This is a genomic window from Amycolatopsis sp. FDAARGOS 1241 (assembly GCF_016889705.1).
Taxonomy (GTDB): domain Bacteria; phylum Actinomycetota; class Actinomycetes; order Mycobacteriales; family Pseudonocardiaceae; genus Amycolatopsis.
The window spans coordinates 2698147-2724000 of sequence record NZ_CP069526.1 but is presented as its reverse complement, the minus strand read 5'-3'; the positions used below and the strand labels follow the sequence as shown (position 1 = coordinate 2724000).

Here is a 25854-nt window from a genome sequence, read left to right as displayed (position 1 = left end):
GTGACCCGGGGCCGCCCGGGAGAGGCGTTCGGCACCTTCGTCGAGACCCGACGCGCGGGCGGCCCGTAGGCTGTCTCGAGTGCACACGGTCGCCGTTCTCAGCCTCAAGGGTGGCGTCGGTAAAACGACGGTCGCGCTCGGTATCGCGTCGGCCGCTCTGCGTAGGGGTACCCGCACGCTCGTGGCCGACCTCGACCCGCAGGGCAACGCCACCACCTCGCTCGACCCGCCGTACACGGACGCGACACTCGCCGACGTGCTGGAGACCCCGGCGCGCCCGGTGCTCGAACGCGCCATCGCGCCCAGCGTCTGGAGTGACGAGGTCGACGTGCTGGTCGGTGCCGAGGAGCTGGAGCAGCTCAATGAACCCGACTCCGATGGGCGGCGCCTGGAGAACCTCTCGCGCGCGCTCGACGAGCTGCACAGCCACCCGCTGCGCGAGGAGCCGTACGAGCTCGTCGTGATCGACTGCCCGCCTTCACTCGGCCGGCTGACGAAGTCGGCGCTCGTGGCCGCCGACAGCGCCCTGATCGTGACGGAGCCCACGATGTACGCCGTGGCCGGCGCCCAGCGCGCACTGGAGGCGATCGAGCGCATCCGCGAGGAGAGCAACCCGGGCCTGCGCCCGATCGGAGTGCTGGTGAACAAGCTGCGCGTGCGTTCCTACGAGCACCAGTTCCGCGTCGCCGAACTGCGCGAGAACTTCGGCTCGCTCGTGATGCCCACCGCGATCCCCGACCGGCTGGCCGTGCAGCAGGCGCAGGGCGCATGCAGCCCGATTCACGAGTGGCACTCTCCGGGCGCGCAGGAGATCGCGCTGACGTTCAACATGGTGCTCGCCAAGATCCTGCGGTCCAACCGCGCCGGGCGCCACCGCGTACGCGGCGAGGAGGAGGACCTGCCCGAGACCACCGCCGGGACGCCGGCGATCGTGGCCGACGCCGAAGTGTCCGAAAACGCGGGCTGAGCCGTGCCCGAGGGCGACACCGTCTTCCTCGCCGGCAAGTTGCTCGACAAGGCGCTCGCCGGGAAAACGCTGGTGCGCGGCGAGTTTCGCCACCCCGCGCTGGCCACTGTGGACCTCGCGGGCCGCGAGGTCCTCGGCGCCGGCACCGTCGGCAAGCACCTGTTCACCCGGTTCTCGGGTGACTTGACGCTGCACAGCCACCTGCGCATGGACGGCAGCTGGGACATCTACCCCGCCGGCGGGCGGTGGCGCACCCCCGCCCACCACGCGCGGGTCATCCTGGCAACCCGAGACGTGCAGGCCGTCGGGTTCCGCCTGCACGACCTGAAGCTCGTGCCCACCGCGGCCGAGCACGACCTCGTCGCCCACCTCGGCCCGGACCTGCTCGATCCACAGTGGACCGAAGAGCACGCCGAGCGGGCCGCGGCGGCGCTGGCCGCGCAGCCGGACCGCGAGCTCGGCGACGCACTGCTGGACCAGCGGATCATGGCCGGGATCGGCAACCTCTACAAGGTGGAGATCTGCTTCCTGCTCAAGGTTTCGCCCTGGACAACTGTGTCCGAAGTGGACACACAGAAGGTCGTGGCGCTCGCGCGCAAGCTGCTGCGGGCCAACGCGTGGCGGCACGAGCAGGTGACCACCGGGGACCTCGCGCGCGGCCGGCGCAACTGGGTGTACGAGCGCACCCGCCAGGGCTGCTTCCGCTGCGGCGGCCGCGTCGAGGTGCACGAGCAGGGCGAGGGCGTGTACCGGCGGCCGACGTGGTTCTGCCCGCGCTGCCAGCCCGGCCCGCGCCCGGTGGACTGAACCCGCTGCGTACTCACCCCGCGTCTCAGCGGAGACGCCGTGTTCGCACCGGGCGAACGGATTCGGACATCCCTGGCAGGGCAGCGTGAGTTCGCCCAAATGATGTTGCCGGGCGCCGAGGTTCGCGGTTAGCGTGGCAGTACACGAGAAAGGAGGTGGTCCTAAGTTGTATTCCAACAGGACTCGTGAGGTGGCTGTCCGCTAGCGGATGGCGCGCGTAGGGACTTTGAGCAGCGATACAACCTGAGCCACCTTCGGCTCATCGCCTGCTTCGCGTGTTGCCTGCTGACGAATACCAGGCAGTCACCGTGCTCCCGGGGCTTCCGAGCACCGGTCCGGCTCGGGCTCGGACGTTTGACGGCGTCCGAGAGCCGCCCCGGGAGCTCTTATCCACGAAATCTCGCCGCCGGGCTCAGGTGGACGACCGCCCGGCGATCGGCCGGAGGGGCTCCGTACCCCGAACGGCCGTATCTGGCTAGCCTGAACGGCATGCTCAGGCCGGACTACCCGATCACCACGGAACGGCTGCTCCTTCGCCCGTTCAGGCTCGAGGACCTCGACGCCCTGAACTCGTTCCAGTCCCGGGCCGACGTCGCCCGCTACCTGTACTGGGGGCCGCGCAGCCGCGCCGAATCGGCGGCCGCGCTCGCCAAGCGCGTCCACAGCTCGACGGTGACCCAGGAGGGCCAGTTCCTCGCCGTCGCGGTCGAGCTCGCCGAGACGGGCCAGCTGATCGGTGACCTGAACCTCGAATACCTCAGCGCGGAGCACCGCCAGGGCGAGCTCGGGTTCGTCTTCCACCCCGACCACCACGGGAAGGGCCTCGCGCTGGAGGCCACCAAGGAACTCCTGCGCCTGGGCTTCGAAGAACTGGGGCTGCACCGCATCATCGGCCGCTGCGACGGCCGCAACTCCGCGTCGATGGCCCTCATGGAGCGCCTCGGCATGCGCAAGGAAGCGCACCTGAAGGAGAACGAGATCGTCAAGGGCGAGTGGACCGACGAACTGGTCTACGCCATGCTGGAAGACGAGTGGAAGGAAGGCGCCGCCGGCTGACCGGACGCGGTCCGGGCAAGGGGCCGCACGGGGTCCGGCTGATGCGCTGGCCCCGTCCAGTGCCCCGTGCTCGCGGCGCGGACCGGCACCCTCACGACACGACGATCGCGACCGGCGCCACAAGCGGGGCGGGTTCCGGGCGCCGCGCGATCAGCGATGAGGCAGCATGGGCGCGTGCTGTTCGACAAGATCGCCCGTCCCGCGATGTACCGGCTGGCCTACCACGACCCGGAGGTCGTGCACGAGCGCACGGTCCGGCTGCTGGGCCGGGTGGCGCCCGCGCTGGGACCGGTGTCGCGGGTGTACCGCACGGACGACCCCGTGACCGTGCTCGGGCTGCGGTTCCCGAACCGCGTGGGGCTGGCCGCGGGCATGGACAAGAACGGGCTGGCACTCAAGGCGTGGCCTGCGCTCGGGTTCGGGTTCGTCGAGGTCGGCACGGTCACGCGGCACGCACAGCCGGGAAACCCGAAGCCGCGCCTGTTCAGCCTGCCGGGCAGCGACGGCGTGATCAACCGCATGGGCTTCAACAACGACGGCGCCGAGGCGCTCGCCCGGCGGCTCGCCGCGCACGGCAAACCCGGGGTGCCGCTGGGGATCAGCATCGGCAAGTCCAAGGTGACGCCGCTGGACGAGGCCGTCGAGGACTACCGCTTCTCGTTGCGCGCGCTGCACCCGTACGCCGACTACTTCGCGATCAACGTCAGCTCACCGAACACGCCGGGGCTGCGCGCGTTGCAGGACAAGGCCGCGCTGGCCGAACTGCTGGCCGAGCTGGGGCGGACGTCAGCCGAGCTGGGCGGGTCGACGCCGCTGCTGGTGAAGGTCGCGCCGGACCTCACCGAAGAGGCGCTCGCCGAGCTGGTCGAGGTGTGCCTCGGGCACGGCGTCGCCGGGATCATCGCCACCAACACGACGCTGTCACGCGAAGGCATCGCCCCCGCCGACGCGCACCTGGCGGCCGAAATCGGCGGCCTGTCGGGCCGCCCGCTCGCCGCGCGGTCGCTCGAGGTGGTGAAATTCGTGCACGAGTGCACCGAAGGCAAGCTGCCGATCATCGGCGTAGGCGGCATCCTCGGGCCCGATGACGCGCGGCGGATGCTCGACGCCGGCGCGAGCCTCGTGCAGCTCTACACCGGCTTCGCCCTGCACGGCCCGGGCCTGGTGCGCCGCGTCAGCCGGGGGATCGCAGGCCGGCCGTGCTGACGAACCGCAGGTAACCGCGCCACGACTCGAACCCGTCGAGGTTCGGTGCGCCGTCGGCCGCGTCCGGGTGGACCAGCACCGCGAGCGGAGTGCTGCCGTCCTCCAGCGTCACGTACCCGAGCACGAACGGATCCGCCAGTGTCGCGGCGAACCGGCCGAAAGCCGCGGGCGACAGGCGCCAGCGCTCGCCGTCCAGCGCCGTGCGACCGGCGACCACCCCGGGCTGGGCGGGTGCGGTGTCCAGCAGCACCATGCGGTAGCGCTCGGCGGTCCGGACCGGCGCCACGAACCGCGCGCCGTGCAGCAGATCGTTGAGCGGCTGGCCCCGCAGGTGCGCCCCGAACACGACGAGGTCCACGCCTTCGGGCGGGTACGGCTCCGTCGGTTCCCCCGTGAGCAGCCCGGCGAGCTCGATCGCGACCTGGTCGTGGAAGGCCCGCGTGGCGATCGTGACGCCGAACGGCCGCCGGTCACCCGGCCGCACCGGAACCGTGACGGCAGCGAGGTCGAGCACGTTGGCGAACGCCGTGTACGTGGCGAGCCGCGCGCTCACGCCGGCGGGGTCGGCCAGCGCCTCGCTCAGGTCGGGGTGGTCGGACACGGTCGGCAGCACCAGCGCGTCGTGCTCGCCGAGCAGTTCGCGGGCGGCCGCGCGCAGCTGCGTGACGCGGCTCTGCGCGTCGGCGAACTCGTGCGCGAGGTGCGTGCCCGCGGCCGCGACGATGCCCGACACGGTCGGGTCGGCTCCCTCCGGCCCGGCGGCGAGGATCTCCCCCGCCGACGCGTAGCGCTCGGCGACGAGGGCACTGCCGTAGAGCAGCTGTCCGGCTTCGAAGAACACGCTGAGATCGAGCGGTTCGATGCGGGCACCGGCGGCCTCCAGCGACGCCACAGCCGCCAGGAACGCGCGCTTCGCCGGCGCCGACAGCGGCACGAGCCCGGCCTCGTCCGGGATCGCGACGCGCGGGCGCTCCCCCACGCCGAGCGGTACGTCGGCGGGCCACTCCCGCATGGACGGGTCCATCCCGTCGGGACCCGTCAGCACAGCGAGCGCGCGCTGCCCGAGCGCCAGACTGCTCGCGAACACCGACACGCAGTCGAAGGACGCCGACGCCGGGAACACGCCCGTCTTCGGCACGAGCCCGAGCGTCGGCTTGAGGCCGATCACGGCGTTCAGCGCCGCCGGCACGCGGCCGGAGCCGGCGGTGTCGGTGCCGAGCGCGAGGTCGGCGATCCCGAGCGCGACGGCCACGGCGGAACCGCTGCTGGACCCGCCCGCGACCTTCTGCGGGTCGGTGGCCGAGACGACGGCACCGTATGGACTGCGCGTGCCGGCCAGGCCGGACCCGAACTGGTCGAGGTTCGTCTTGCCGAGCACCACGGCCCCCGCGCCGGTGAGCCGCGTGACCGCCGTGGCGCTGGTCACGGGCACCCGCGAAAAACCCGGGCACCCCGCGGTGGTGGGGAGCCCGGCGACGTCGATGAGGTCCTTGACCGCGAGGACGGTCCCCGCCAGCGGCAGGTCCTCCCCCGCTCGCACGCGCTCGTCGACCGCCTTGGCGTCGACGAGCACCTCCTCCAGCGTGCGGAGGCTGATCCACAGATCGGGCCGCTCGACGTGCGCGAGGCGTTCGAACGCTGCCACCACCCGGCGGTGCGCGCTGGGCGGGGAAACGGGCGCGGGTTCCGGTTCAGGCGGGAGCGTGGTCACGGGGCGTCCTTTCCTCGGCGGGATCGAGAAAGTCCACTGTGTACGTCCGGCGCCGCGGAACCTCAGTCCACGGCGCCGATTCTGGCGGGTGCCACCACTGACTGCATGAGAAAAACGTTAAACCGCACGCGTTTCCGTAACCAGGTGTTTCCGATTACGCGATTGTTTCGGTATCACCGGCCACTTACCGAACGTTCGCGAGCCCCGCGCGGACTAGGCCGACCGGAAAGTCAAACTGCGCCGATCGGCTCGTTTCCGGGCGCGGTGCGCCACCACGCCGGCGCACGGGAATACGCACACGCGCCGAAACCGCACAGTTCGCCGCGGCAGAACCGCCGCCGACCCGGTTGCCGCTACGACAGCTCGCGCAGCGCGAGAGCCAGGCCGGCGAGGTGGTCGGTCGCGTCGGTGAGGGACTGCTTGGAGGTACCCATGCCGTCGCTGCTCGCGGCGACGGCGCGGCCCGCCGCCGCAACCAGGCTGCCGTAGGCCTCGATACCGTCGTCGAGTTGTTCACGCATCTTCGCGATCGCGGCGTCCAGCGCGGCGCGTTCGCGGGCCGGGGCGGAGTTGCGGCCGCGTTCGATGGCCTGGATGCGGGAGGCCAGACCGCGCAGCGCGGCGGCGGCCTCGAGGGCGGTGGTGCGCGCGTCGGCCACCGAGATCTCCGGGACGGCCGTGGTGCCGAGCGAAGTGGGGACGGAGAGCTGCCGCAGCAGCTCCCCCAGAGAGGCTTCGGATTCGGCGAGGCGTTCCATCGGCTCGCGGGCCGCCGAGCCGGCCGGGGGCAGGGGCGGCGCGGGCGCGGTGGCCGCCGCCGGGAGTTGGTGTTTCTTGAGCTCGCGCAGCTTCAGGCCGGTGCGCACGCTGAAGGTGCCGAAGACGATCGTGCCGAAGCCCGAGAGCACCGTCTGGAAGACCTCGGGCTGCCCGTTGCCGAGCAGACCCGTGCCTGACAGCACGGTGAGCACACCGAGGAGGATCGTGATGAGCAGCCACAACGTGAGCGCCCGCGAGGTGCGGTTGATGCGCCGCTGGTGCCTGGCCGCGGGTTCGTTCCAGCGCTGCCACTTGGCGCGGACCTCGGCGACGGCCGGAACCTGGCCCGCGACCTGCGAGAACGTGGTCGGCACGGTCGGTCGCCGCATCGCCGGCGGGCGCTGGTAAGCCGGTCTTTGCTGCGCGGCGGGCTTCCCGCCGCCGGCCTCACCGGCAGCCGGCGGGAAGTACCGCTGCAGCTTCTCCTGGGCCTTCTGGGCGTATTCCGGCAGCTTCTCGATGTGCTTTTCGAGCTTGGCGTTGAACTCGTTGAAGTCCCGCCGCCCGTTGCCACCGGCCATCGCCCGTCCCCCGGAGTCGTTCCTGAACCCGGCAGTCAGGCCGGGTTCTTGCCCTGCTCGGCCTGCACTCGGGCCTGGATCTCACGCTGGATGTCGGCGCTGCCGGCCGTGGTGCCCGCCGGCTTCGCGGCGCCACCGTCGGTGACCTGCGCGACCGAGTCGCCGCGCATCGACGCGCGGATCTGCTCGAGCCGCGAGTGGCCCGCCATCTGGGTGGCCGACTCCTGCACCTCGAGCATGCGGCCCTGCACCGAGTTCTGCGCGAGCTCGGCCTGGCCCAACGCCGTGGTGTAGCGCTTCTCGATCTTGTCGCGGACCTCTTCCAGCGACGGCGTGTTGCCGGGGGCGGCCAGCTGGCTCATCTGGTTCAGCGAAGCGGAGACCTGCTCCTGCATCTTCGCCTGCTCCAGCTGCGAGAGCAGCTTGGTGCGCTCGGCCAGCTTCTGCTGCAGCATCGTGGCGTTGCGCTCCACGGCCTTCTTCGCCTGCGCCGCCGCCTGCAACGACTGGTCGTGCAGGGTTTTCAGGTCCTCGATGCTCTGCTCGGCCGTGACGAGCTGCGCGGCGAAGCTCTCCGCAGCGGTCTCGAACTCGGTCGCCTTCTGCTCGTCACCCTTGCCCCGCGCCTCGTCGGCGAGCACCAGGGCCTGCCGGGTCGACGCCTGCAGCTTCTCGACCTCGCCGAGCTGCCGGTTGAGCTTCATCTCCAGCTGGCGCTGGTTGCCGATCACGGAGGCGGCCTGCTGCGTCAGCGCCTGGTGGTTGCGCTGTGCCTCCTCGATGGCCTGCTGGATCTGTACCTTCGGGTCGGCGTGCTCGTCGATCTTCGACGAGAACGCCGCCATCATGTACTTCCAGAACTTCACGAACGGGTTGGCCATCTCCTCCGCCTGCCTTCTTGCGTCCCACGGGCCCTGAGTTACCTCGAGGTGGGGCGTAGCTCCCCTAGTGCACAACGTCCCGACCCCGGCGTTGGGTTCCATCGTGTCAGGTCAGGCCCTGCCGTTCCAGGCGACCCCGGGGGAATTCAGGGACGACCCTGATCGATCACGTACTCTGCCGCACGTCACCGATCCGACCACAGGAACGGCGGAAACCGTCGGCACCCACAGTAACGTCCGGCTGGGCGTCCGCCCGGTTTTTGGCCGGATGCGGGAAAAACGCGTACGGCCCCGGGGTCACCACCCGGGGCCGTACGCGTACGCAGCGCTGATTATGCGGCGATCGTCGACGCGAGCTTCGGCGCGCCGATCGTGGTCCGCAACTGGGTGTTCATCCGCGGAGCAGGCGAAAGCCGAAGGTCGGACAGGTCGTCGCCGACCAGCTCCGAGACCAGGCGGCCCCCTTCGAACCCGCTCGCCGATGCGGTGGCTTCGTGCTCCGCGGGGACGGTCTCCCTCGGGGCGCCGTCGACCACCGGCTCGCCGACCGGGGCCACCTCGACCGATTCGAGGGCGGACACGTCGGCCGCGACCTTGTGCAGCAATTCGCCGAGCGGAAGATCGAGAGCCTCGCAGATGGAGGCCAGCAGCTCGCTGGAAGCTTCCTTCTGACCGCGCTCGACCTCGGAGAGGTACCCGAGGCTCACCCTGGCGGCGCGGGAGATGTCACGCAGCGTTCGACGCTGGTTGGTGCGGGCATGACGGAGCCGATCACCGATCGCCTCACGCAACAGCACGGTCATCACGCGCCTCCCTTCCCGAACTGGTGCCTCCTACGTTACCCAGAGCGGCGCCCCGAGCGCAGGACTTGACACGTACGTCCGCCAAGGGCGAACGCCTCTTTCAGTGTAGATGTTCCCCCAGCAGCGAAAACGCCGCGCCGACGGAAACCGTCCTGATCATGTCCCGGTCACCGGTCTCCGAAATGGTGCGCACGACCCGCGTCGACGGCCCGGAAAGGCCGATGTGCACGGTCCCCGGCGGCACGCCGTCCTGCCAGTCCGGACCCGCGACGCCGGTCAGCCCGAGGCCCCACGTGGCCCCGCAGCGCGCCCGCGCGCCGTCCGCGAGCTGGGCCGCCACCTCGGGGTGCACCGCACCGTGCTCGGCCAGGAGTTGCTCGTCCACCCCCGCGAGGTCGTGCTTGAGCTCCGTGGCGTACACCACGAACCCGCCGCGCAGCACCGCGCTCGCACCCGGGACGCGGGCCACTGTCGCGCAGACGAGCCCCGCGGTCAGCGATTCCGCGGCGGCCAGAGTCTCCCCGCGTTTCTTCAACGCGGCCACCAGTCCGGCGGCGGCACTGTCCAGGTCCGGCATCAGGCTCCCGTCGCCCGGCGGCCGGCGGCGCGCAGGCGCACCGCACGGACCAGGTAATCGACGCCGGTGACCACGGTCAGCAGCACCGCGAGCCCCATCAGCGCCCAGCGCACCGGGTCCGCGCCCGCCGGCAGCGGCAGCAGGTAGACCACGATGGCCAGGATCTGCGTCATCGTCTTGGCCTTGCCCCCGCGGCTCGCGGGGATCACGCCGTGGCGGATCACCCAGAAGCGCAGGAGCGTGACGCCGATCTCGCGCACCGCGATCACGATCGTGACCCACCACGGCAGCTCGCCCAGCACGCTCAGGCCGACGAGGGCGGCGCCGATGAGCGCCTTGTCCGCGATCGGGTCGGCGATCTTGCCGAAGTCGGTGATCAGGCCGTACTTGCGGGCGACCCAGCCGTCGACGTGGTCGGTCGCCGAGGCGACGACGAACAGGCCCGTCGCGATCGCCCGCCAGGTCGTGTCGGCCCCGTCGCCGATGAACAGCGCCACGACGAACAGCGGCACCAGCACGAGCCGCGAGAGGGTGAGGATGTTCGCGACGTTCCAGGTCGGAACAGGGGTCGGCTCCGGCACGACAGCCTCCGGCGTCGGGACCGGTTCGGCGGACGCTTTCCTCGCGTCCGAGCCCGCGGCGCGGGTCATACCCTCGCCGGCGTCGCTGGGCGCCGCACTCACCGGTCCGCGTCCGGCACCGGACGGACGATCAGGTCGACCCCGGCGGAGTCGACGACCTCGCAGCGCACCAGGTCGCCCACCTCGACGGCGGAGCGGTCCGGGTCTTCGAGGATCACGCACTCGCCGTCCACCTCGGGTGCCTGGTGGGCGGCGCGGCCGACGGCGTCGTCGCCGTCCCCGGCCACCTGTTCCACGAGGACGTCGACGAACGTGCCGATGCGGTCCTCGGCGCGCTGCGCGGTCAGCTCCTCGACCAGCGCCGAGACCCGACCGACCCGCTCGGCGACCACGGCGGGGTCGAGCTTGCCGTCGAAGGTCTCCGCCTCCGTGCCGTCCTCGTCGGAGTAGCCGAACACGCCGACGGCATCGAGCCGCGCGCCGGTGAGGAACCGCTCCAGCTCCGCGAGGTCGTCCTCGGTCTCCCCCGGGAAGCCGACGATCACGTTGGTGCGGATGCCGGCCTCGGGCGCATACTCGCGGATCTGCTCGGTGAGCGCCAGGAACGAGTCGGTGGAGCCGAAGCGGCGCATGCGGCGCAGCACCTGCTCGCTCGAGTGCTGGAACGACAGGTCGAAGTAGTCGGCGACACCCGGCGTGGTCGCGATCGCCTTCACCAGCTGCGGCCGCGTCTCGGCGGGCTGCAGGTAGGACACGCGCACGCGCTCGATGCCCTCGATCCCGGCCAGCCGCGGCAGCAGCAGCTCCAGTGCCCGCGTGCCGTCGCGGCCGAAGTCCTTGCCGTACGACGTGGAGTTCTCGCTGACGAGGAACAGTTCCTTCACGCCGTTCTCGGCGAGCCACCGGGCCTCGGCGACGATCTCGTCCGGCCTGCGCGACACGAACGAACCGCGGAAGGACGGGATGGCGCAGAACGAGCAACGCCGGTCGCAGCCGGACGCGATTTTCAACGCCGCGACGGGCGAGTCGTCGAGGCGCGTGCGCAGCACGCGCGGACCCCAGCCGTGCTGCGCGTGACCCGGGACCTCGACGGCCTCCGCGGCCGCGGGCCGCTGCACCGGGCTGATCGGCAGGAGCTTGCGCCGGTCGGACGGCGTGTGCGACGCGACGCCGCGGCCGGCCACGACGTCGTCGAGGCGGTCGGACAGCTCCGCGTAGTGGTCGAACCCCAGCACGGCGTCCGCCTCGGGCAGGCTGTCGGCCAGTTCGGTGCCGTACCGCTCGGCCATGCAGCCCACGGCCACGACCTTGCGGCCGGTGTCGGCCGCCGCGAGCAGCGTGTCGACCGAGTCCTTCTTCGCCGACTCCACGAACCCGCATGTGTTCACCACGACGACGTCGGAGTCCTCGGGGTCCGCGGCCAGCTCCCAGCCCCCGGCGGCGAGGCGGCCGGCCAGCTCCTCGGAGTCGACCTCGTTGCGGGCGCAGCCCAGGGTCACGAGGGAGACTCGACGGCTGCGGGCTGGCTCAGTGGTGGGAGAAGGCACGACGTTCAGGGTAGCCGCCGCACTCGGGCCGGTCGGCGACGGCGTCACCCAGTGCGGTGGCCTCGCGGGCCTCACCCGGCCGGGGGCGGCCCGCGAGGGTCAGCAACGTCGGCTCGGCATCGTTCCCGGCTTCGAGGTCGACGTCCGGACCGGCGAGGCGCGGGGCTTGCGCCGCGATCGCCTGTTCGAGCCGGGCCCAGGCCGAGCCCGCGAGGAACGCACCACCCCGGACGCGTTCGACGCGCACGGGTGGGTCAGCCGGGCGCGGTGGCGCGGCGAGGACGGGTCCTGCCGCGCGGCCGACGGACCGGACTGGGCGGCGGGGACCGGCCGCGGCGGTGGGGGCGGGTTGGCCCGGCGGCACCGGAGCCGGCATCGGGATCGGCCCGGACTGCCCCGACGGCGCCGGCTGCCCCGACGGCGCCGCCCGGTGAGCCCCGACGCGGTACCGGGTCGGGGCTGACCGGGCGGCGCAGATCGGCCAGGGGCACCGGAATCGGCACTGATTGCCCGGGCTGCAGCCCCGGCCGCACGAACGGCGCTGCGGGACCGCCGACTGGTCCAGACCGGCCGGCTGGCCCGGCTCCCAAGCTGCGCGGGCGGGCCAGCGGCGCGAACCCCCGTCACGGCACCACGCGCGTCGCGGCTCGGTACGCCGGATCCGGTGGGGTGGGTCGCGGGGTTCGTGCCCGGTCGCGGGTCACCGGCCAGCGCGTACATCGCGGCGATCACTACCTGGCCGAACTGCGACGAGCCGCCCGGGCGCATCCACTGCCACGGACTGCCCGGGACGAGCAGCCCGGGCGTCCCCGTCCGCGCCCGCCGGCACCGTCGTCCGGCCGGCGCCGCTTCGGCCTGCGCGGCCCCGAACGCGTCGCACCCCGAGCGCGTCGGCTCCCGCGCTTCCCTGTCGATCTCCCGGTGGGGCAGCACATCGGTGCTCACCGCACCGGGGCGATCACCACTTCAGGGCGGCCTTCACCTGCTTGTCCGCGATCGGCGCGAGCGTCGTGAGGTACGTGGCGGTCAGGTGGTTGTCGTCCATGTAGACCAGCACGTTGCCGATCACGGCCGGGCACGTGGTCTTGTCGCAGAAGTAGTCGGTGAAGTCCAGGAACGACACGTTGCCCGGCACGCCCGCCGCGGTCGTGTAGGGCGCCACGGCCGGCTGGACGTCGGCGCGGTCCGGCGTGCACGCCGGATCGGTCGGACTGCGCTGGGCGACGCAGGCGGCCATGTTGAACGCGAACCGCGGGTTGTCGCGCAGGGCGATCACCGGGATGCCGGCCTTGTCCATTTCGGACCACTGGTTCACGAAGCCCGCCGGTGTCGTTTCGCTGATGCCCGCCTTGGTGTTCACGCTCGCGAGTGTCACGACCGCGTCGGGGTGCATCGAGACGATTTCGTCGGCCGCGGCTTTGTTCCAGTCCATGCAGCCCTGGTCGCCCGGCATCAGGTCGGCCGTCGTCGAGAACGGGCACGCGCCCTTGAGCATCGACGTGACCGCCCAGCCCTCGGTCCGGACCATCGGCAGGAACGCGGCCAGGTACTGCTGGATGTGCGAGTCGCCGACGAGGACCACGCGCTTCTTCGGCGGGCCCGCCGGGTTCTCGGTGCACACCTTCAGCTCTTCGTTGCGCGGCGACGTGGTGCACTTGTCGTCGGTGATGCCGGCCCAGTCCTCGGGCAGCTTGAGCGTCGGCGGCACGATCGACGGCGCCGGCGAGCCGCGGTAGACGAAACCGGGCGCTTGGGCGGCGGCGCCGGGGTGGTCGGCGTCGTCGAGCGCGATCGAGTAGTTCGCCTGCGCCGACGTGTACCCGCCCCACAAACCGGCCGCGATGAGCACCGGCGCGAGCGCGATGATGCCGAACCGGTAGGCGCCCCACCGCTTCACGGTGCCGATCTTCGACAGCCGGATCGGGTTCTCGATGAAGTGGTAGGTGAGGATCGAGAGCACGAACGACGCCCCGACGACCACCGCGCCGCCGAGCAGGCCGACGGCCACGCGGTCGCGCACCACCAGGTAGAACACCAGCACCGGCCAGTGCCACAGGTACAGCGAGAAGCTCAGGTTGCCCAAGTAGCCCAGCGGCTTCGAGCTCAGCCAGCGGTCGGCGCCGAAGACGGTGCCGGTCTGCCCGGCCACCAGCACCAGCCCGGCCGAGAGCGTCGGCCACAGCGCGATCCAGCCCGGGAACACGCTGTCGACCCGCAGCACGATGCCGCACAGCACCAGGCCGGCCACGCCGACCCAGCCGAGGACCACGCGCAGGCCGCGCGGCAGCGTGAAGGCGTCGAGGAACATCGCCATCAGGCCGCCGAGCGCGAACTCCCACACGCGGGTGAGGCCGTGGAAGTAGGCCAGCGGCTGGTCGGCAGCGGTGAGGTACACCGAGTACGCCAGCGAGGCCACGAACAGCGTGACGAGCAGCGTGTTCACGATGCGGCGCAGCGACCAGCCGCGGTTGCGCGCGAAGAAGCCGAGCGCGACGAAGAGCAGCGGCCACAGCAGGTAGAATTGGCCCTGGATGGACAGCGACCAGAAGTGCTGCACCAGGCTCGCGCTGTTGTGCTGGGCGAAGTAGTCGACGGAGTCGGCGGCCAGCTGCCAGTTCTCGTAGAACAGGGCCGACGCGAAGACCTCACGGATGGTCTGGAACCAGCGGTCCTGCGGCAGCAGCAGCGCCGAGGCGACCACCACGACGAGCAGCACCGTCATCGCGGCCGGGAAGAGCCGCTTGATCATCCGGCCCCACATCGGGCGCAGCTCGATCTTCCCGCGCAGCAGGGCGCGGTAGAGCTGGCCGGAGATGAGAAACCCCGAGACGAGGAAGAACACGTCGACGCCGCCGGAGATGCGGTCGAGCCAGACGTGGTACACGACGACCAGCAGCGAAGCGAGCGCGCGCACGCCCTGCAGTTCCGGCCGGAAACGGGCCTGCGCCGCAGAAGGCGCCGGAGGCTGACCGGGTCGTTCGGGTGCGACCACGGTGGTCCCGGACATGCACTTCCTCCCAGTCGGGGCAAGCGCGGGCCCCGGTGTGTTCAGCGGCTACTCGTGGCTCAAAGTACTTGCACAAGCTATACGTGACGGCTCCCTCACTCACGCATCCGGGGTACCTCGATCGAGCCGTCGGAGGCTGCGACCGGGGCAATCGATATCTTGGACCGTGTGCCGTACGACTCCGCCCGACCCGCCGTCCGCCGCGCCCGCATAGCCGACGTCCGCAAGATCAAGGCCCTCGTCGACGCCGACGCCGGGCGCGTTCTGCTCGAAAAAGACCTGGTCACGCTGTACGAGGCCGTGCAGGAGTTCTGGGTGGTGGTCGACGAGACGGCCGACGGCGACGAGGACGTGCTGGGCGCCGCGGCGCTCCACGTGCTGTGGGAGGACATCGCCGAACTGCGCACGGTCGTGGTGAACAAGGCGGCGCGCGGGCGCGGCATCGGGCACACACTGGTCGGGCGGCTCGTCGACGAGGCCCGCGATCTCGGGCTCAAGCGCCTCTTCGTGCTCACCTTCGAGACGGAGTTCTTCGCCCGCCACGGCTTCGTCGAGATCGACGGCACGCCCGTCTCGCACGAGGTCTACGAGGAGATGCGCCACTCGCTGGACCCGGGTGTCGCGGAGTTCCTGAACCTGCCGTACGTGAAGCCCAACACGCTCGGCAACTCGCGCATGCTGCTGGAGTTCCAGCGGGATTCCGCCGAGCCGGGTGACACCCGGACGGGGGCTAACCGACCCGGAGCGTGATCCGGTCGCCACGGGGGCTCACGTCGACGAGCGAGACGGTCGCCGCCGCGTAAGTCGCCGTGCGGGGGCCGCGGCCGGCGGTGTGCAGGACGCTCGTGGTCTGTTCCCCTCGGCCCGGCTGGCTGAGCTGCACCGCAACCACGGCGTCGCCGGACCACACGCACTCCACGTGCGCCGGGCAACGCGAGTCCTCGACGAGCCGCGTGTAGCGGACGGTCAGGTCCTTCGTGGACAGCTGCGCCTCCTGGCCCGCGGCCAGCGTGACGTCCCGCCCGGGATCGGCGGCCACGGTCCCGGACGCCGGCCGGGGCGGCACCTCGGGCGCGTGCAGCGTGTGCGCCAGAGCGGCCGAGCTCCCGGCGCCCACGGCGAGGACCGCGGCCGATCCGATGGTCAGGGCGAACTTGCGAGCGTCCATGGACCCGGGACGGAAAGATCACCGTCCGGGGTTGCATCAGAAGTCCTCGTCGTCGCCGCCGCTCGAAGGGGCGTCACCGCCGCGGATCATGAACAGGACGCCCTCGAGCTCCTCCGGCTTGATGAGCACGTCGCGCGCCTTCGAGCCCTCCGAGGGACCCACGACGCCACGGCTTTCGAGCAGGTCCATCAGGCGGCCGGCCTTGGCGAAGCCGACGCGGAGCTTGCGCTGCAGCATCGACGTCGAGCCGAACTGCGAGGTGACCACGAGCTCGGCGGCCTGCAGCAGCACGTCGAGGTCGTCGCCGATGTCCGGGTCGATCTCCTTCTTGTCGCCGGCCTTGGCGGCCGTGACGCCGTCGGTGTAGTCCGGCTGCGCCTGCTCCTTGGCGAACGCGACGACGGCTGCGATCTCTTCGTCGCCGACGAACGCGCCCTGGATGCGCACCGGCTTGCCCGCGCCCATCGGCAGGTAGAGCGCGTCGCCCATGCCGATGAGCTTCTCGGCGCCGGGCTGGTCGAGGATGACCCGCGAGTCCGTGAGCGACGACGTGGCGAACGCCAGCCGCGACGGCACGTTCGTCTTGATCAGGCCGGTGACGACGTCGACGGACGGCCGCTGCGTGGCCAGCACCAGGTGGATGCCCGCGGCGCGTGCCTTCTGCGTGATGCGGACGATCGCGTCCTCGACGTCACGCGGCGCGGTCATCATGAGGTCGGCCAGCTCGTCGACGATCGCCATGATGTACGGGTACGGGCGGTACTCGCGTTCGCTGCCCGGCGGCGCCGTGATCTCGCCCGAACGGACCTTCTTGTTGTAGTCGTCGATGTGGCGGACCTTGTTGGCCTGCATGTCCTGGTAACGCTGCTCCATCTCCTCCACCAGCCAGGCCAGCGCGGCGGCCGCCTTCTTCGGCTGGGTGATGATGGGCGTGATCAGGTGCGGGATGCCCTCGTACGGCGTGAGCTCGACCATCTTCGGGTCGACGAGGATCATCCGGCACTCGTCCGGCGTGGCGCGCGCGAGCAGTGACACCAGCATCGAGTTGACGAAGCTCGACTTACCGGAACCGGTCGAACCGGCGACCAGCAGGTGGGGCATCTTCGTGAGGTTCGCCGTGACGAAGTGGCCCTCGATGTCCTTGCCGAGGCCGATGACCATCGGGTGGTTGTCCTTGACCGTCGACGGCGCGCGCAACACGTCGCCGAGGCGCACCATCTCGCGGTCGGAGTTCGGCACCTCGATGCCGACGGCCGACTTTCCTGGGATCGGCGCGAGCAGCCGGACGTTGTCGGTGGCCACGGCGTACGCGATGTTCTTCGTGAGCGCCGTGATCTTCTCGACCTTCACGCCCGGGCCGAGCTCGACCTCGTAGCGCGTCACCGTGGGGCCGCGGGTGAAGCCGGTGACCTGGGCGTCGATGCTGAACTGCTCCAGCACACCGGTGATCGCCTCGATCATGGCGTCGTTGGCCTTGCTGCGGGACTTCGGCGCGTCGCCGATCTTCAGCAGGTCTGGCGGCGGGAGGTGGTAGTCCCCCTCGACGGTCCGGGTCACGGCGAGCGGCGGCTCCGGCGCCTTCTTCGGCTTCTTCTCCGGGACCTCGGCGGCGGGCTTGGGCTTCGGCGGGCGCACCGGCGTGGGCGGCTCGGCCAGCATGGCGTCGAGATCGAGCTGTTCGCCCTCGGCGTCGGCGCTGGCCTGGCGGCGGCGCGACGGCTTGCGCAGGCGCACCGGCTTCGGGTCGGCTTCGGTGATGTCGTCGGCAGCGGCGTCGGCTTCGGACGCTTCGCGTTCGGCCTCGATGTCGGCGAGCTCGTCCTCGTCGAGGCCCCAGGTGCGCAGGCGATGCGGGATCTCCCGCACGGGCGTGCCGGTGAACACGAGCACGCCGAACAGCAGCGCGAGGATCAGCAGCGGCACGGCGACCCACGTGGTGACGCCCTTGGTGAGCAGCCCGCCCGACAACGCCCCGATGACGCCGCCTGCGTACATGCGGCCGTCGTTCGTGCCGGGCAGGGCCGTGAAGATGTGCAGCATCCCGAGCACGGACAGCACGACCAGGAGCGTGCCGATCACCATGCGCGGGCGGGTCTCCGGCCGGGGCTCCGACCGCATCAGCGCGACCGCGACGACCACCAGCACCAGCGGCAGCGTGACGGCCCCGGCGCCCAGCACCGTGCGCGTCGCGACCTCCACCGCCTGGCCGATCGGCCCGGCGGCCCGCCACCACACGCCCACGGCAGCCACGATCGCGAGCGCGATCAGCCCCAGGGCGAGCCCATCGCGACGGTGTTCGGGTTCCAGCTCCCGCGTGCGCCCGACCGTGCGGGCCAGCGAGCCGACCCCCTTGGCGACCAGGTTCCACGTCCCGCGCACACCCCGCCCGAACGCCCCGGACGACTTCCGCCGCGGCGCGGGTTTGCGCGCCCCAGTGCTTCTTCCCCGGGACCCCGACGCCGAGCGCGCCCCGGACGACCGCGGCTTCGCCGGGGTGCGCGAACCACGCGCCGGCCCCTTCGCGCCGCTTCCCGCCGTGCTGCGTTTCCTCGTCGCCGACCCAGCCATGCCTCCACGGTAACGGCCCGGGACCGATAGTCACATGCGCCACTCGCAGCGCAGGGGAAACAATCGTCTCGCTCACACCCCACGGGAACGACCACGAACGCGAGTCAGGCCTCGGCACGACCGGTGCGGGCGGCCCGTGCTCAACTCGGCGATTCGCCACCTGCCCGCCAGGCCCGGAACACCAACCTCTGCAAGAGGGCCACCTGACCACGGTGGCTGCCTGGCTGATCACCTGCTCGTCAACCACCACCCGGGACCGTGGGTCGGCGAACCGGATCGCCTCTTCGGCCGTGTCGCAGCGACTCGCCGCCGCTACGCACATGCGCGGTCCGGTCGACCCGGGCGCCGTGCTCGAGGACGACGAGTGTGCACGGACGAGCTGCACCCCGATGCTGCTTCCGCATGCGCCGACAGCCGCGTCGCGCGGCTTACCACTTCGTCCCCCGTGATCGACCGCGTGACATGCTCTGCGCATGTTCGCGCTGCAACAGGACGACATCCCGGCCGCGCGCCGCGCCCCGGCGATCTGGCGGACGATGCTGAACATCGACCGGGGCCTGGTCAACTTCGTCGGGCGGCTCACGGTGTCCGGGTCGGTGCCGCGGGAGCTGCGGGGGCGGCCGCTGCTGATGGCGGCGAACCACATCGGCGTGTTCGACGCGTTCGTGCTGATGGCGGCGTGCAAGAGGATCGGCATCAACCCGCGGTTCATGCTCGCCGGGGGCATCCTGGACGCGCCCGTGATCGGGCCGGCGCTGCGCGTGAGCGGGCACCTGCGCGTGGACCGCAAGCACGCGGCCACGGCCGTGGGCCAGTTCTCGGAGGCCGTGGAGGCGCTGCGGGCCACGCGGGAGCCGATCATCGTCTACCCGGAGGGCCGGATCAGCCACGACCCTGGGCTGTGGCCGGAGCGCGGCAAGACGGGCGCGGCGCGGCTGGCGCTGGCCGCGGGTGTGCCCGTGATCCCGATCAGCCAGTGGGGCGCGCACGAGGCCGTGTACTGGGGCACCGAAACCGTGACTGGCCCCGCCGACCTGGTGCCGCTCGCGCGGTCGGGCCTGAGCGCGCCGCTGCGCCGGCCCAGGTTCAAGGTGCACTTCGGGGCGCCGGTGGATCTGTCGGACATCGAGCCGGAGCGGCCGGGCGCCGGTGTGCGGGCGCACGCGAAGATCATGCAGGCGATCACCGACGGTATGGTGCCGCTGCGCCGCGACGAGCTCGAACGCCCGCGGTTCTACGACCCGACGCGGCCGACGGACACCGTCAGCCCCTGGAAGCCGGCCCCGCCCACTCCTCGGACGCCACAGCCCTGAAGCCGCTGCTTCCCCTAGAGTCGCGGGGCGTGAGCACACGCATCCTCGTCGTCTACTACAGCGCCACCGGCAACACCGCCGCCCTCGCCTCCGCGCTGGCCGAGGGCGCCCGGGAAACCGGTGCCGACGTCCGCGTCCGGACCGTGCGCGAGACCGCGCCGCCCGAAGCCGTCGCGAGCAATCCGCGCTGGCAGGCGTGGGTGGATTCCGGACCGCACCACGAGTACGCCACGCTCGCCGACCTCGAGTGGGCCGACGGCCTCGCCGTGGGCAGCCCGACGCGCTTCGGCGGTGCCGCGGCGCAGCTGAAGTCCTTCTTGGACACCACGGGCGGCCTGTGGGCGCAGGGAAAGCTGGCCGACAAGGTGGCGACGTCGTTCACCACGGCCTCGACCGCGCACGGCGGGCTCGAAGCGACCGTGCTGGCCATGAACAACATCTTCTACCACTGGGGCGCGATCGTCCTGCCGCTCGGCTACGCCGACCCGCACCTCAAGGAGTCCGGAAACCCGTACGGCGGCTCGTTCGTGTCGCGCAAGTCCGCCGCGCCCGACGACCTCGCCCTGGGCACCCTGCGCCTGCAGGGCAAGCGCCTCGCGACGATCACCACCCACGTGGCCACCGGCCTGAAGGCCGACGATAACCGCTAAATCGGTTTCGGTGGTGACGCTCGGTCCGTACTGTCGTCGACCGTGACCACCGAACTGCCCGTCGTCGCACCACCCCGGATCTCACACCGCGGCCGCGGGGTGGCGTTCGTGTTGCTCGCCGCGGTGCTGTTCAGCACGTCGGGCACCCTCGGCAAACCGGCCATGGGTGCCGGCCTGACGCCCGAGCAGGTGGCGACGTTCCGCATCGGTTTCGCCGGCGTCGTGTTGCTGCTCGGCACGGCGCTGTTCGCCCCGCGGGCGCTCCGGGTGCGCCGCGGCGAGTGGCCGATGCTGCTGGCGTACGGGCTCCTCGGCGTCGCGGGTACGCAGCTGATGTACTTCATCGCCGCCGACCGGGTCCCCGTCGGCATCGCGATCCTGCTGGAGTTCGTCTCGCCGGTGCTCATCGCGCTGTGGGTGCGCGTCGTGCGCCGGATGCACCTGCCCCGTGCCCTGTGGCTCGGCATCGGGCTCGCCATGGTCGGCCTCGCGCTGATCGGCCAGGTCTGGCAGGGCCTCACCCTCGACGCCGTGGGCCTCCTCGCCGGTCTCGGCGCCGCCGTCTGCTCGGCCGGCTACTTCCTCATCGGTGAACGCGCCGTCGCCGACCGCGATCCCCTCGGCCTGGTCACGTGGGGCATGGTGATCGGCGCGGTGATCGTATCCGTGGTGAGTCCACCGTGGACGATCCACTGGCTCGTGCTGGGCACGGCGGTGGCGTTCGGCCCGTGGACGCCACCGATCTGGCTGCTGCTCACCGGGCTCGTGCTGCTGTCGACGGTGTTCTCCTACCTGCTGGGCATCAGCTCGCTGCGCCACCTGCCCGCGTCCGTCGCCAGCGTCCTCGGCCTCCTCGAACCCGTCGCGGCCACGGCCTTCGCGTGGGCCCTGCTCGGCGAAGCGCTGACGTGGCCGCAGGCGCTCGGCGCGGCGATCCTGCTGGGTGGGGCCTACGTCGTGCAGCGGTTCTCGAAGGGCGTCACCTAGCTCGTGGCGATCTTGGCGAGCGCCGCGTAGAAGACCTCGCCGATCTTGGTCGGGTCGCGCGTCACGTAGGCGGCGCCACCGGTCACGGCGGTGATGGCCGACAGCTCGGCTTCGTCCGCGTCGGTGCCGATGCCGATGGCGATGACCGGGATCGGGTGCGCCGGGTCGGCGAGGCGGGCCAGTCCGGACAGGAGCGCGTCACGGCCGACGGACTGCATGTCCTCGTTGTGGCCGTCGGTCATGACGATCACGACGTTGAGCACGCCGGGCTGCCAACCGCTGCGGGCGAGACCGTAGACATCGAGCAGGGTGTCGTACAGGCCGGTCCCCGCGTTCGGGATCGCGCGCACGGCGGAGAGCCGCTCGAGGTCCCCGTTGGTGAGGTGCTCGGAGACGGGCGCCATCGGCAGCACCTCGCGGTAGTCCTTGGCGCCGTCGAGCTGCGTGGCGAACTCCCAGACCCGCAGTTGCGTCGCCGGCCGGAACAGGTGCATCGCCTGCTCGGCGGCGCCCACGGTGACCTGCATCCGCGACAGGCGCGTACCCGGCACGCGCGCCTGCATCGACCCGGACACGTCCAGCAGCACCTCGGCCCGCGCGTTCAGGTTCACGCCCGCCCACTGGCTGAGCACGGCCTTCAGCGTGGCCGCCGACGGCAGCGGCGCATCGGGCTGCACGGCCGCGACCACGTGCGGATCGCCCTCGTGCCCGGTCAGCGCCTGTCCCGGCGCGCGCAGCCCCGCACGCTCGACGGCGGCTGTCCCCGCGCTGCCGAGCACCGCCTGCTGCAGGGCGTCGACGGCGTCGTTCTGCTCCGATGTGGCGCCGCTGAGCCGCGCGAACGGGTAGTCCAGCGCGGGCGCGGCCGGCGAGTACACCGCGACCAGGGGCGCGGCCGGACTGTCCGCGTTGTGCCGCACGACGAAGCTCTCCGCGGCCGGGTACGCCGTGGCACCCGGGGCGTCCACGGAGAACTTGCGCAGCGCCGCGGCGAACGCGCCCGACGGGTCCGGGACCGAGCCGACTGTGTCGCGCAGACCGAGCAGAGCCGCGGTACCGACGGGGTCGCGCGCCGGATCCGGCAGGCCGAGCACGACACCCGGCGCGTCGAGGACGTCCGGCCAGGTCAGCGTGCGCCCGGGCCAGCCGAGGTTCCGTGCGACACCCTCGGTCACGGCGAGCACCACGGGCGAGCCGGCCACCGACGGCCCGGACTCGGGCACGTCGGTCGCACCGCGCTGCCGCGTCCCCTGCAACGCCGTCGTCGAGTCCGGCACCCACACTTGCGGCCTCGCGCCGCCGCCAGGCGCGGAGAACTCCACCGCCGCCTGGGCCGTGTCGCGCGGCTGGACCTCGTACTTCCGGCACCCGGGCGAGATCCCCTGGGCCACCTGGGAAATCGCGGGCGCGACATCGGGGGACGCGGTCACGAGCACCGGCGAGGCCGGGCACCCGGACCGCCCGGTCAACGCGGCCGCGGCCCACACGCCGCCCCCGAGCACGAGCAGCACGCAGACCGCCAGCGGCGCCAGCAGCCGGCTCCTGCTCCGGGTTCGCACGCTCGAATGACGCCCCATCGGCGCGTCCTCCCTGCTAGAACCGCAGGTTAACGCCGATGTGGCTCACCGTCGTAGGACGATGGGAGTAACGCGGGACTCGTCCTGGAGAGGGAGCCGGGACCAGTCTCACGCGGGATGTGCTCGCCCGTTGCGCGCGCGACGATGGGAAGCGACCACGAGAACGGGGGTAGCCGTGAAGCATCCGACCAGGGCCGAGCAGCGGCGGGCCCGCAACGCACTCGTGCGCCAGGGCGCCGTCGTCGCCTTCGCGCTGTTGATCGCCGCGATCACGCGCTGATCGGAAACGCCGCCGTCGCCCGCGGGCAACGGCGGCGTTTCCCGTGAAAATTCAGACCGGGATGACCGTCGGCACGATCATCGGCCGGCGGCGGTAGGTGTCGGCGACCCAGCGGCCGACGACCCGGCGCACCGCCTGCGCGATGCGGTGCGTGTCGGTGATGCCTTCGGCCTCGGTGCGGGCCAGCTCCATCTCGACGAGCGGCACCACCGTGTCGAGTGCCTTCGGGTCGTCGGAGAACCCGCGCCCCGACACCGTCGGGCTGCTCATCGCGCGGCCCGTGCTGGAGTCGACGGCCACCGTGATCGCGATGAACCCGCCCTCGCCGAGCACCAGGCGGTCGGACAGCGTCGATTCGCCGACGTCGCCGACCGACAGACCGTCGACGTACACGTGCCCGACCTCGACCCGGCCGGTCCGCGACGCCTTGCCGTCGACGAGGTCCACGACCACGCCGTCCTCGGCGATCACCACGTTCTGCGCCGACACCCCGGTGCGGATGGCCAGCTCACCGTTGGCGCGCAGGTGCTTCCACTCGCCGTGCACGGGCATGACGTTGCTCGGGCGGACGGCGTTGTACAGGTACAGCAGCTCACCGGCCGACGCGTGCCCGGACACGTGGACCTTGGCGTTGCCCTGGTGCACCACGTTGGCGCCGAGCCGGGTCAGGCCGTTGACCACACCGAACACGGCGGTTTCGTTGCCGGGGATCATCGAGCTGGCGAGCACCACGGTGTCGCCGGCGCGGATCGAGATCTGCCGGTGCTCGCCGCGCGCCATGCGCGACAACGCCGAGAGCGGCTCGCCCTGCGAGCCCGTGGAGACGAACAGAACCTTGCTCTCGGGCAGCGTGCTGGCCTGGTCGAGGTCCACGAGCAGGCCCTCGGGCACGTTCAGCAGGCCGAGCTCGGCGGCGATACCCATGTTGCGGACCATCGAACGGCCCACGAACGCCACGCGGCGGCCGTGCCGTTCGGCCGCGACCAGCACCTGCTGCACGCGGTGCACATGGCTCGCGAAGCACGCCACGATCACGCGCTGGTCGACCTTGCGGATCACGTCGTCGAGGACCGGGCCGATGTCGGTCTCGGGCATCACGAAGCCCGGCACCTCGGCGTTGGTCGAGTCGACGCAGAACAGGTCCACGCCCTCGTCGCCGAGGCGCGAGAAGCCCGCCAGGTCGGTGAGCCGGCCGTCGAGGGGCAGCTGGTCGAGCTTGATGTCACCGGTGTGCAGCACGACGCCGGCGGGCGTGCGGATGGCGACCGCGAGCGCATCCGGGATCGAGTGGTTCACGGCGAAGAACTCGAGGTCGAACACGCCGACCTTGCGCCGCTCCCCTTCGCGCACCTCGATGAGGTTCGGCCGCTGCCGGTGCTCCCTGGCCTTGGCGGCGAGCAGCGCGTTGGTGAAGCGCGAGCCGTAGATCGGCACGTCGGGCCGCAGGCGCAGCAGGAACGGCACGGCGCCGATGTGGTCCTCGTGCCCGTGGGTGAGCACCAGTCCGTCGATGTCGTCGAGGCGTTCCTCGATCGCGCGGAAGTCGGGCAGGATCAAGTCCACGCCCGGCTGGTCGTCCTCCGGGAAGAGCACGCCGCAGTCGACGATCAGCAGCCGTCCGTCGAATTCGAAGACGGTCATGTTGCGCCCGACCTCGCCGATGCCGCCCAGCGCGACCACGCGCAGGGCTCCTTCGGGCAGGACGGGCGGGAGGGCGGTGGGTCCGGGTCCGGGGGGTAGTGAGCTCACCGGGGCAGGGTCCCAACGCTGGTGTGTGAGGTGGGGGCGACGTAGGCCGCTTGGGAATCCGCTTGTGCCACCCGTGCACCATGCCAGTCCTGTGCGGCGTTGTCGCCCAGCGGCACGCCGCCCTGGGCGAGATCGGCGGCGATCAGGGCACTCTGCTCCTCCGTCGCGGGCACGACGGGCAACCGCGGGTCGCCGATGTCGAAGCCGCGCAGCCTCAGGGCGGCCTTGCTGAACGCGACCCCGCCGACGCGCGACATCGCGCGCATCACCGGGAGCATGCCGCGGTGGTTGGTGCGCGCGGTGGAGGTGTCGCCGCTCTCGTAGGCGTCGATCATCGCTCGGATCCGCCCGGCCACCACGTGGCCGATCACGCTGACCACACCGACGCCGCCGACCGCGATCCACGGCAGGTTCAAGCCGTCGTCGCCGGAGTAGTACGCGAGCTGGGTGTTGGCGATGACCTCGGAGCCGGCGATGAGGTCGCCCTTGGCGTCCTTCACCGCGGCGATCCGCGGGTGCTCGGCCAGCCGCAGCAGTGTGTCGACCTCGATGGGCACGATCGAGCGCGGCGGGATGTCGTAGAGCAGTACCGGCAGCTCGGTGGCGTCCGCGACCGTGGTGAAGTGCGCGTACAGGCCGGCCTGGCTGGGCCGCGAGTAGTACGGCGTGACCACGAGCAGGCCGTGGGCGCCCGCCTCGGCGGCGGCGCGAGCCTGCTCGACGCTGTGGGCCGTGTTGTTGGTGCCGGCGCCCGCCACGACGGTGGCGCGGTCGCCGACCGCCTCGACGACGGCGCGCACCAGCGTCGCCTTCTCCTCGTCGCTCGTGGTGGGGCTCTCGCCGGTGGTGCCGTTCACGACCAGGCCGTCGTTGCCCAGCTCCACGAGGTGGACGGCGAGCTCCTGGGCCCGCTTCACGTCCAGCGCACCGTCGCGGTCGAAGGGCGTGGCCATCGCGGTGAGCACGCGGCCGAACGGGCGTCCGGGCGCTGCGGTAGGTGGAGTGGACATGGTGTTGACGGTACCTCGTCGAATGGGTGAACCCGGGCCCGACCTGGTGAACATCGGAGAATTTCCCGG

The 25854-nt window shown here is 71.7% G+C and carries 22 protein-coding genes; 8 read left to right on the top strand and 14 right to left on the bottom strand.

Annotated features, from left to right (window positions below; all coding sequences use genetic code 11):
• The first annotated feature begins 79 nt into the window (after nt 1-79).
• From I6J71_RS13535 to I6J71_RS13520, 4 genes are all read left to right on the top strand, one after another.
• Entirely contained in the window at nt 80-967 is an 888-nt protein-coding gene (locus tag I6J71_RS13535) for a ParA family protein (RefSeq protein ID WP_204095032.1), read from the top strand.
• Nucleotides 968-970: 3 nt separating this feature from the next.
• Nucleotides 971-1774, top strand: a complete 804-nt coding sequence (locus I6J71_RS13530; RefSeq protein ID WP_204095031.1) for an Fpg/Nei family DNA glycosylase — start codon at nt 971-973, stop codon at nt 1772-1774.
• A gap of 489 nt (nt 1775-2263) precedes the next feature.
• Nucleotides 2264-2830 (top strand): GNAT family N-acetyltransferase, encoded by a 567-nt coding sequence (locus I6J71_RS13525; RefSeq protein ID WP_204095030.1) that lies wholly within the window; start codon nt 2264-2266, stop codon nt 2828-2830.
• Between the two features lie 174 nt (nt 2831-3004).
• The gene (locus tag I6J71_RS13520) at nt 3005-4036 is read left to right on the top strand and encodes a quinone-dependent dihydroorotate dehydrogenase (RefSeq protein ID WP_204095029.1); all 1032 of its coding nucleotides are present in this window, start codon (nt 3005-3007) and stop codon (nt 4034-4036) included.
• Here I6J71_RS13520 and atzF read toward each other — a convergent pair.
• The 9 genes from atzF to I6J71_RS13475 form a co-directional block, all read right to left on the bottom strand.
• Nucleotides 4005-5747 (bottom strand): allophanate hydrolase, encoded by a 1743-nt coding sequence (atzF, locus tag I6J71_RS13515; protein ID WP_204095028.1) that lies wholly within the window; start codon nt 5745-5747, stop codon nt 4005-4007. The genes I6J71_RS13520 and atzF overlap by 32 nt on opposite strands.
• Nucleotides 5748-6100: 353 nt before the next feature.
• Nucleotides 6101-7087 (bottom strand): hypothetical protein, encoded by a 987-nt coding sequence (locus I6J71_RS13510; RefSeq protein WP_204095027.1) that lies wholly within the window; start codon nt 7085-7087, stop codon nt 6101-6103.
• A 35-nt stretch (nt 7088-7122) separates the two neighbouring features.
• Nucleotides 7123-7968, bottom strand: coding sequence for a PspA/IM30 family protein (locus tag I6J71_RS13505; protein ID WP_204095026.1), 846 nt, complete (start codon nt 7966-7968; stop codon nt 7123-7125).
• A 332-nt stretch (nt 7969-8300) separates the two neighbouring features.
• On the bottom strand, nt 8301-8771 hold the full coding sequence (locus I6J71_RS13500) for a helix-turn-helix domain-containing protein (protein ID WP_204095025.1): 471 nt from the start codon (nt 8769-8771) through the stop codon (nt 8301-8303).
• A 100-nt stretch (nt 8772-8871) separates the two neighbouring features.
• Nucleotides 8872-9348, bottom strand: a complete 477-nt coding sequence (locus I6J71_RS13495; RefSeq protein WP_204095024.1) for a CinA family protein — start codon at nt 9346-9348, stop codon at nt 8872-8874.
• Nucleotides 9348-10031 carry a CDP-diacylglycerol--glycerol-3-phosphate 3-phosphatidyltransferase gene (gene pgsA, locus I6J71_RS13490; RefSeq protein WP_239154783.1) on the bottom strand — a complete coding sequence of 228 codons (684 nt, stop codon included), beginning with the start codon at nt 10029-10031 and terminating at the stop codon, nt 9348-9350. Before pgsA ends, I6J71_RS13495 begins: the two co-directional genes overlap by 1 nt.
• Nucleotides 10028-11476, bottom strand: coding sequence for a 30S ribosomal protein S12 methylthiotransferase RimO (gene rimO, locus I6J71_RS13485; RefSeq protein WP_204095022.1), 1449 nt, complete (start codon nt 11474-11476; stop codon nt 10028-10030). Before rimO ends, pgsA begins: the two co-directional genes overlap by 4 nt.
• Entirely contained in the window at nt 11457-11723 is a 267-nt protein-coding gene (locus I6J71_RS13480) for a hypothetical protein (protein ID WP_204095021.1), read from the bottom strand. The genes rimO and I6J71_RS13480 overlap by 20 nt, the downstream gene beginning before the upstream one ends.
• Nucleotides 11724-12434: 711 nt before the next feature.
• Complete coding sequence (locus tag I6J71_RS13475) at nt 12435-14483, bottom strand: acyltransferase family protein (RefSeq protein ID WP_204095020.1); 2049 nt, start codon at nt 14481-14483, stop codon at nt 12435-12437.
• A 168-nt stretch (nt 14484-14651) separates the two neighbouring features.
• Here I6J71_RS13475 and I6J71_RS13470 point away from each other — a divergent pair, with 168 nt between their 5' ends.
• Nucleotides 14652-15233, top strand: a complete 582-nt coding sequence (locus I6J71_RS13470; protein WP_204095019.1) for an amino-acid N-acetyltransferase — start codon at nt 14652-14654, stop codon at nt 15231-15233.
• Here the strand turns inward: I6J71_RS13470 and I6J71_RS13465 are convergent.
• Together I6J71_RS13465 and I6J71_RS13460 are read right to left on the bottom strand one after the other, a co-directional pair.
• Nucleotides 15214-15651: a hypothetical protein gene (locus I6J71_RS13465; protein WP_204095018.1), complete on the bottom strand. Its 438-nt coding sequence runs from the start codon at nt 15649-15651 to the stop codon at nt 15214-15216. The two genes, I6J71_RS13470 and I6J71_RS13465, sit on opposite strands and share 20 nt — an antisense overlap.
• A 36-nt stretch (nt 15652-15687) precedes the next feature.
• Nucleotides 15688-18219 (bottom strand): DNA translocase FtsK, encoded by a 2532-nt coding sequence (locus I6J71_RS13460; protein WP_204095017.1) that lies wholly within the window; start codon nt 18217-18219, stop codon nt 15688-15690.
• A gap of 473 nt (nt 18220-18692) precedes the next feature.
• On the opposite strand from I6J71_RS13460, the gene I6J71_RS13455 reads away from it, so the two are divergent.
• Genes I6J71_RS13455 through I6J71_RS13445 form a run of 3 tightly spaced genes read left to right on the top strand, consistent with a single transcriptional unit; the run spans nt 18693 to nt 21169 of the window.
• A complete protein-coding gene (locus I6J71_RS13455) occupies nt 18693-19532 on the top strand; it encodes a 1-acyl-sn-glycerol-3-phosphate acyltransferase (protein WP_204095016.1) in 840 nt (279 codons plus the stop codon).
• Nucleotides 19533-19561: 29 nt separating this feature from the next.
• The gene (gene wrbA / locus I6J71_RS13450; RefSeq protein WP_204095015.1) at nt 19562-20182 is read left to right on the top strand and encodes an NAD(P)H:quinone oxidoreductase; all 621 of its coding nucleotides are present in this window, start codon (nt 19562-19564) and stop codon (nt 20180-20182) included.
• A 42-nt stretch (nt 20183-20224) separates the two neighbouring features.
• Nucleotides 20225-21169 carry a DMT family transporter gene (locus tag I6J71_RS13445; protein WP_204095014.1) on the top strand — a complete coding sequence of 315 codons (945 nt, stop codon included), beginning with the start codon at nt 20225-20227 and terminating at the stop codon, nt 21167-21169.
• Here I6J71_RS13445 and I6J71_RS13440 read toward each other — a convergent pair.
• The 3 genes from I6J71_RS13440 to dapA form a co-directional block, all read right to left on the bottom strand.
• Nucleotides 21166-22728, bottom strand: a complete 1563-nt coding sequence (locus tag I6J71_RS13440) for a substrate-binding domain-containing protein (RefSeq protein WP_239154781.1) — start codon at nt 22726-22728, stop codon at nt 21166-21168. The genes I6J71_RS13445 and I6J71_RS13440 overlap by 4 nt on opposite strands.
• 349 nt (nt 22729-23077) lie before the next feature.
• Nucleotides 23078-24775, bottom strand: coding sequence for a ribonuclease J (locus I6J71_RS13435; RefSeq protein ID WP_204095012.1), 1698 nt, complete (start codon nt 24773-24775; stop codon nt 23078-23080).
• On the bottom strand, nt 24772-25785 hold the full coding sequence (gene dapA / locus I6J71_RS13430; protein ID WP_204095011.1) for a 4-hydroxy-tetrahydrodipicolinate synthase: 1014 nt from the start codon (nt 25783-25785) through the stop codon (nt 24772-24774). Before dapA ends, I6J71_RS13435 begins: the two co-directional genes overlap by 4 nt.
• Nucleotides 25786-25854: the final 69 nt, after the last annotated feature.

Coding starts and splice junctions, on each gene's coding strand:
- I6J71_RS13525 (WP_204095030.1), top strand. CDS start 2,264: ATGCTCAGGCCGGACTACCCGATCACCACGGAACGGCTGCTCCTTCGC.
- I6J71_RS13510 (WP_204095027.1), bottom strand. CDS start 7,087: ATGGCCGGTGGCAACGGGCGGCGGGACTTCAACGAGTTCAACGCCAAG.
- I6J71_RS13505 (WP_204095026.1), bottom strand. CDS start 7,968: ATGGCCAACCCGTTCGTGAAGTTCTGGAAGTACATGATGGCGGCGTTC.
- I6J71_RS13500 (WP_204095025.1), bottom strand. CDS start 8,771: ATGACCGTGCTGTTGCGTGAGGCGATCGGTGATCGGCTCCGTCATGCC.
- I6J71_RS13495 (WP_204095024.1), bottom strand. CDS start 9,348: ATGCCGGACCTGGACAGTGCCGCCGCCGGACTGGTGGCCGCGTTGAAG.
- I6J71_RS13475 (WP_204095020.1), bottom strand. CDS start 14,483: ATGTCCGGGACCACCGTGGTCGCACCCGAACGACCCGGTCAGCCTCCG.
- I6J71_RS13465 (WP_204095018.1), bottom strand. CDS start 15,651: ATGGACGCTCGCAAGTTCGCCCTGACCATCGGATCGGCCGCGGTCCTC.
- I6J71_RS13460 (WP_204095017.1), bottom strand. CDS start 18,219: ATGGCTGGGTCGGCGACGAGGAAACGCAGCACGGCGGGAAGCGGCGCG.
- I6J71_RS13455 (WP_204095016.1), top strand. CDS start 18,693: ATGTTCGCGCTGCAACAGGACGACATCCCGGCCGCGCGCCGCGCCCCG.
- dapA (WP_204095011.1), bottom strand. CDS start 25,785: ATGTCCACTCCACCTACCGCAGCGCCCGGACGCCCGTTCGGCCGCGTG.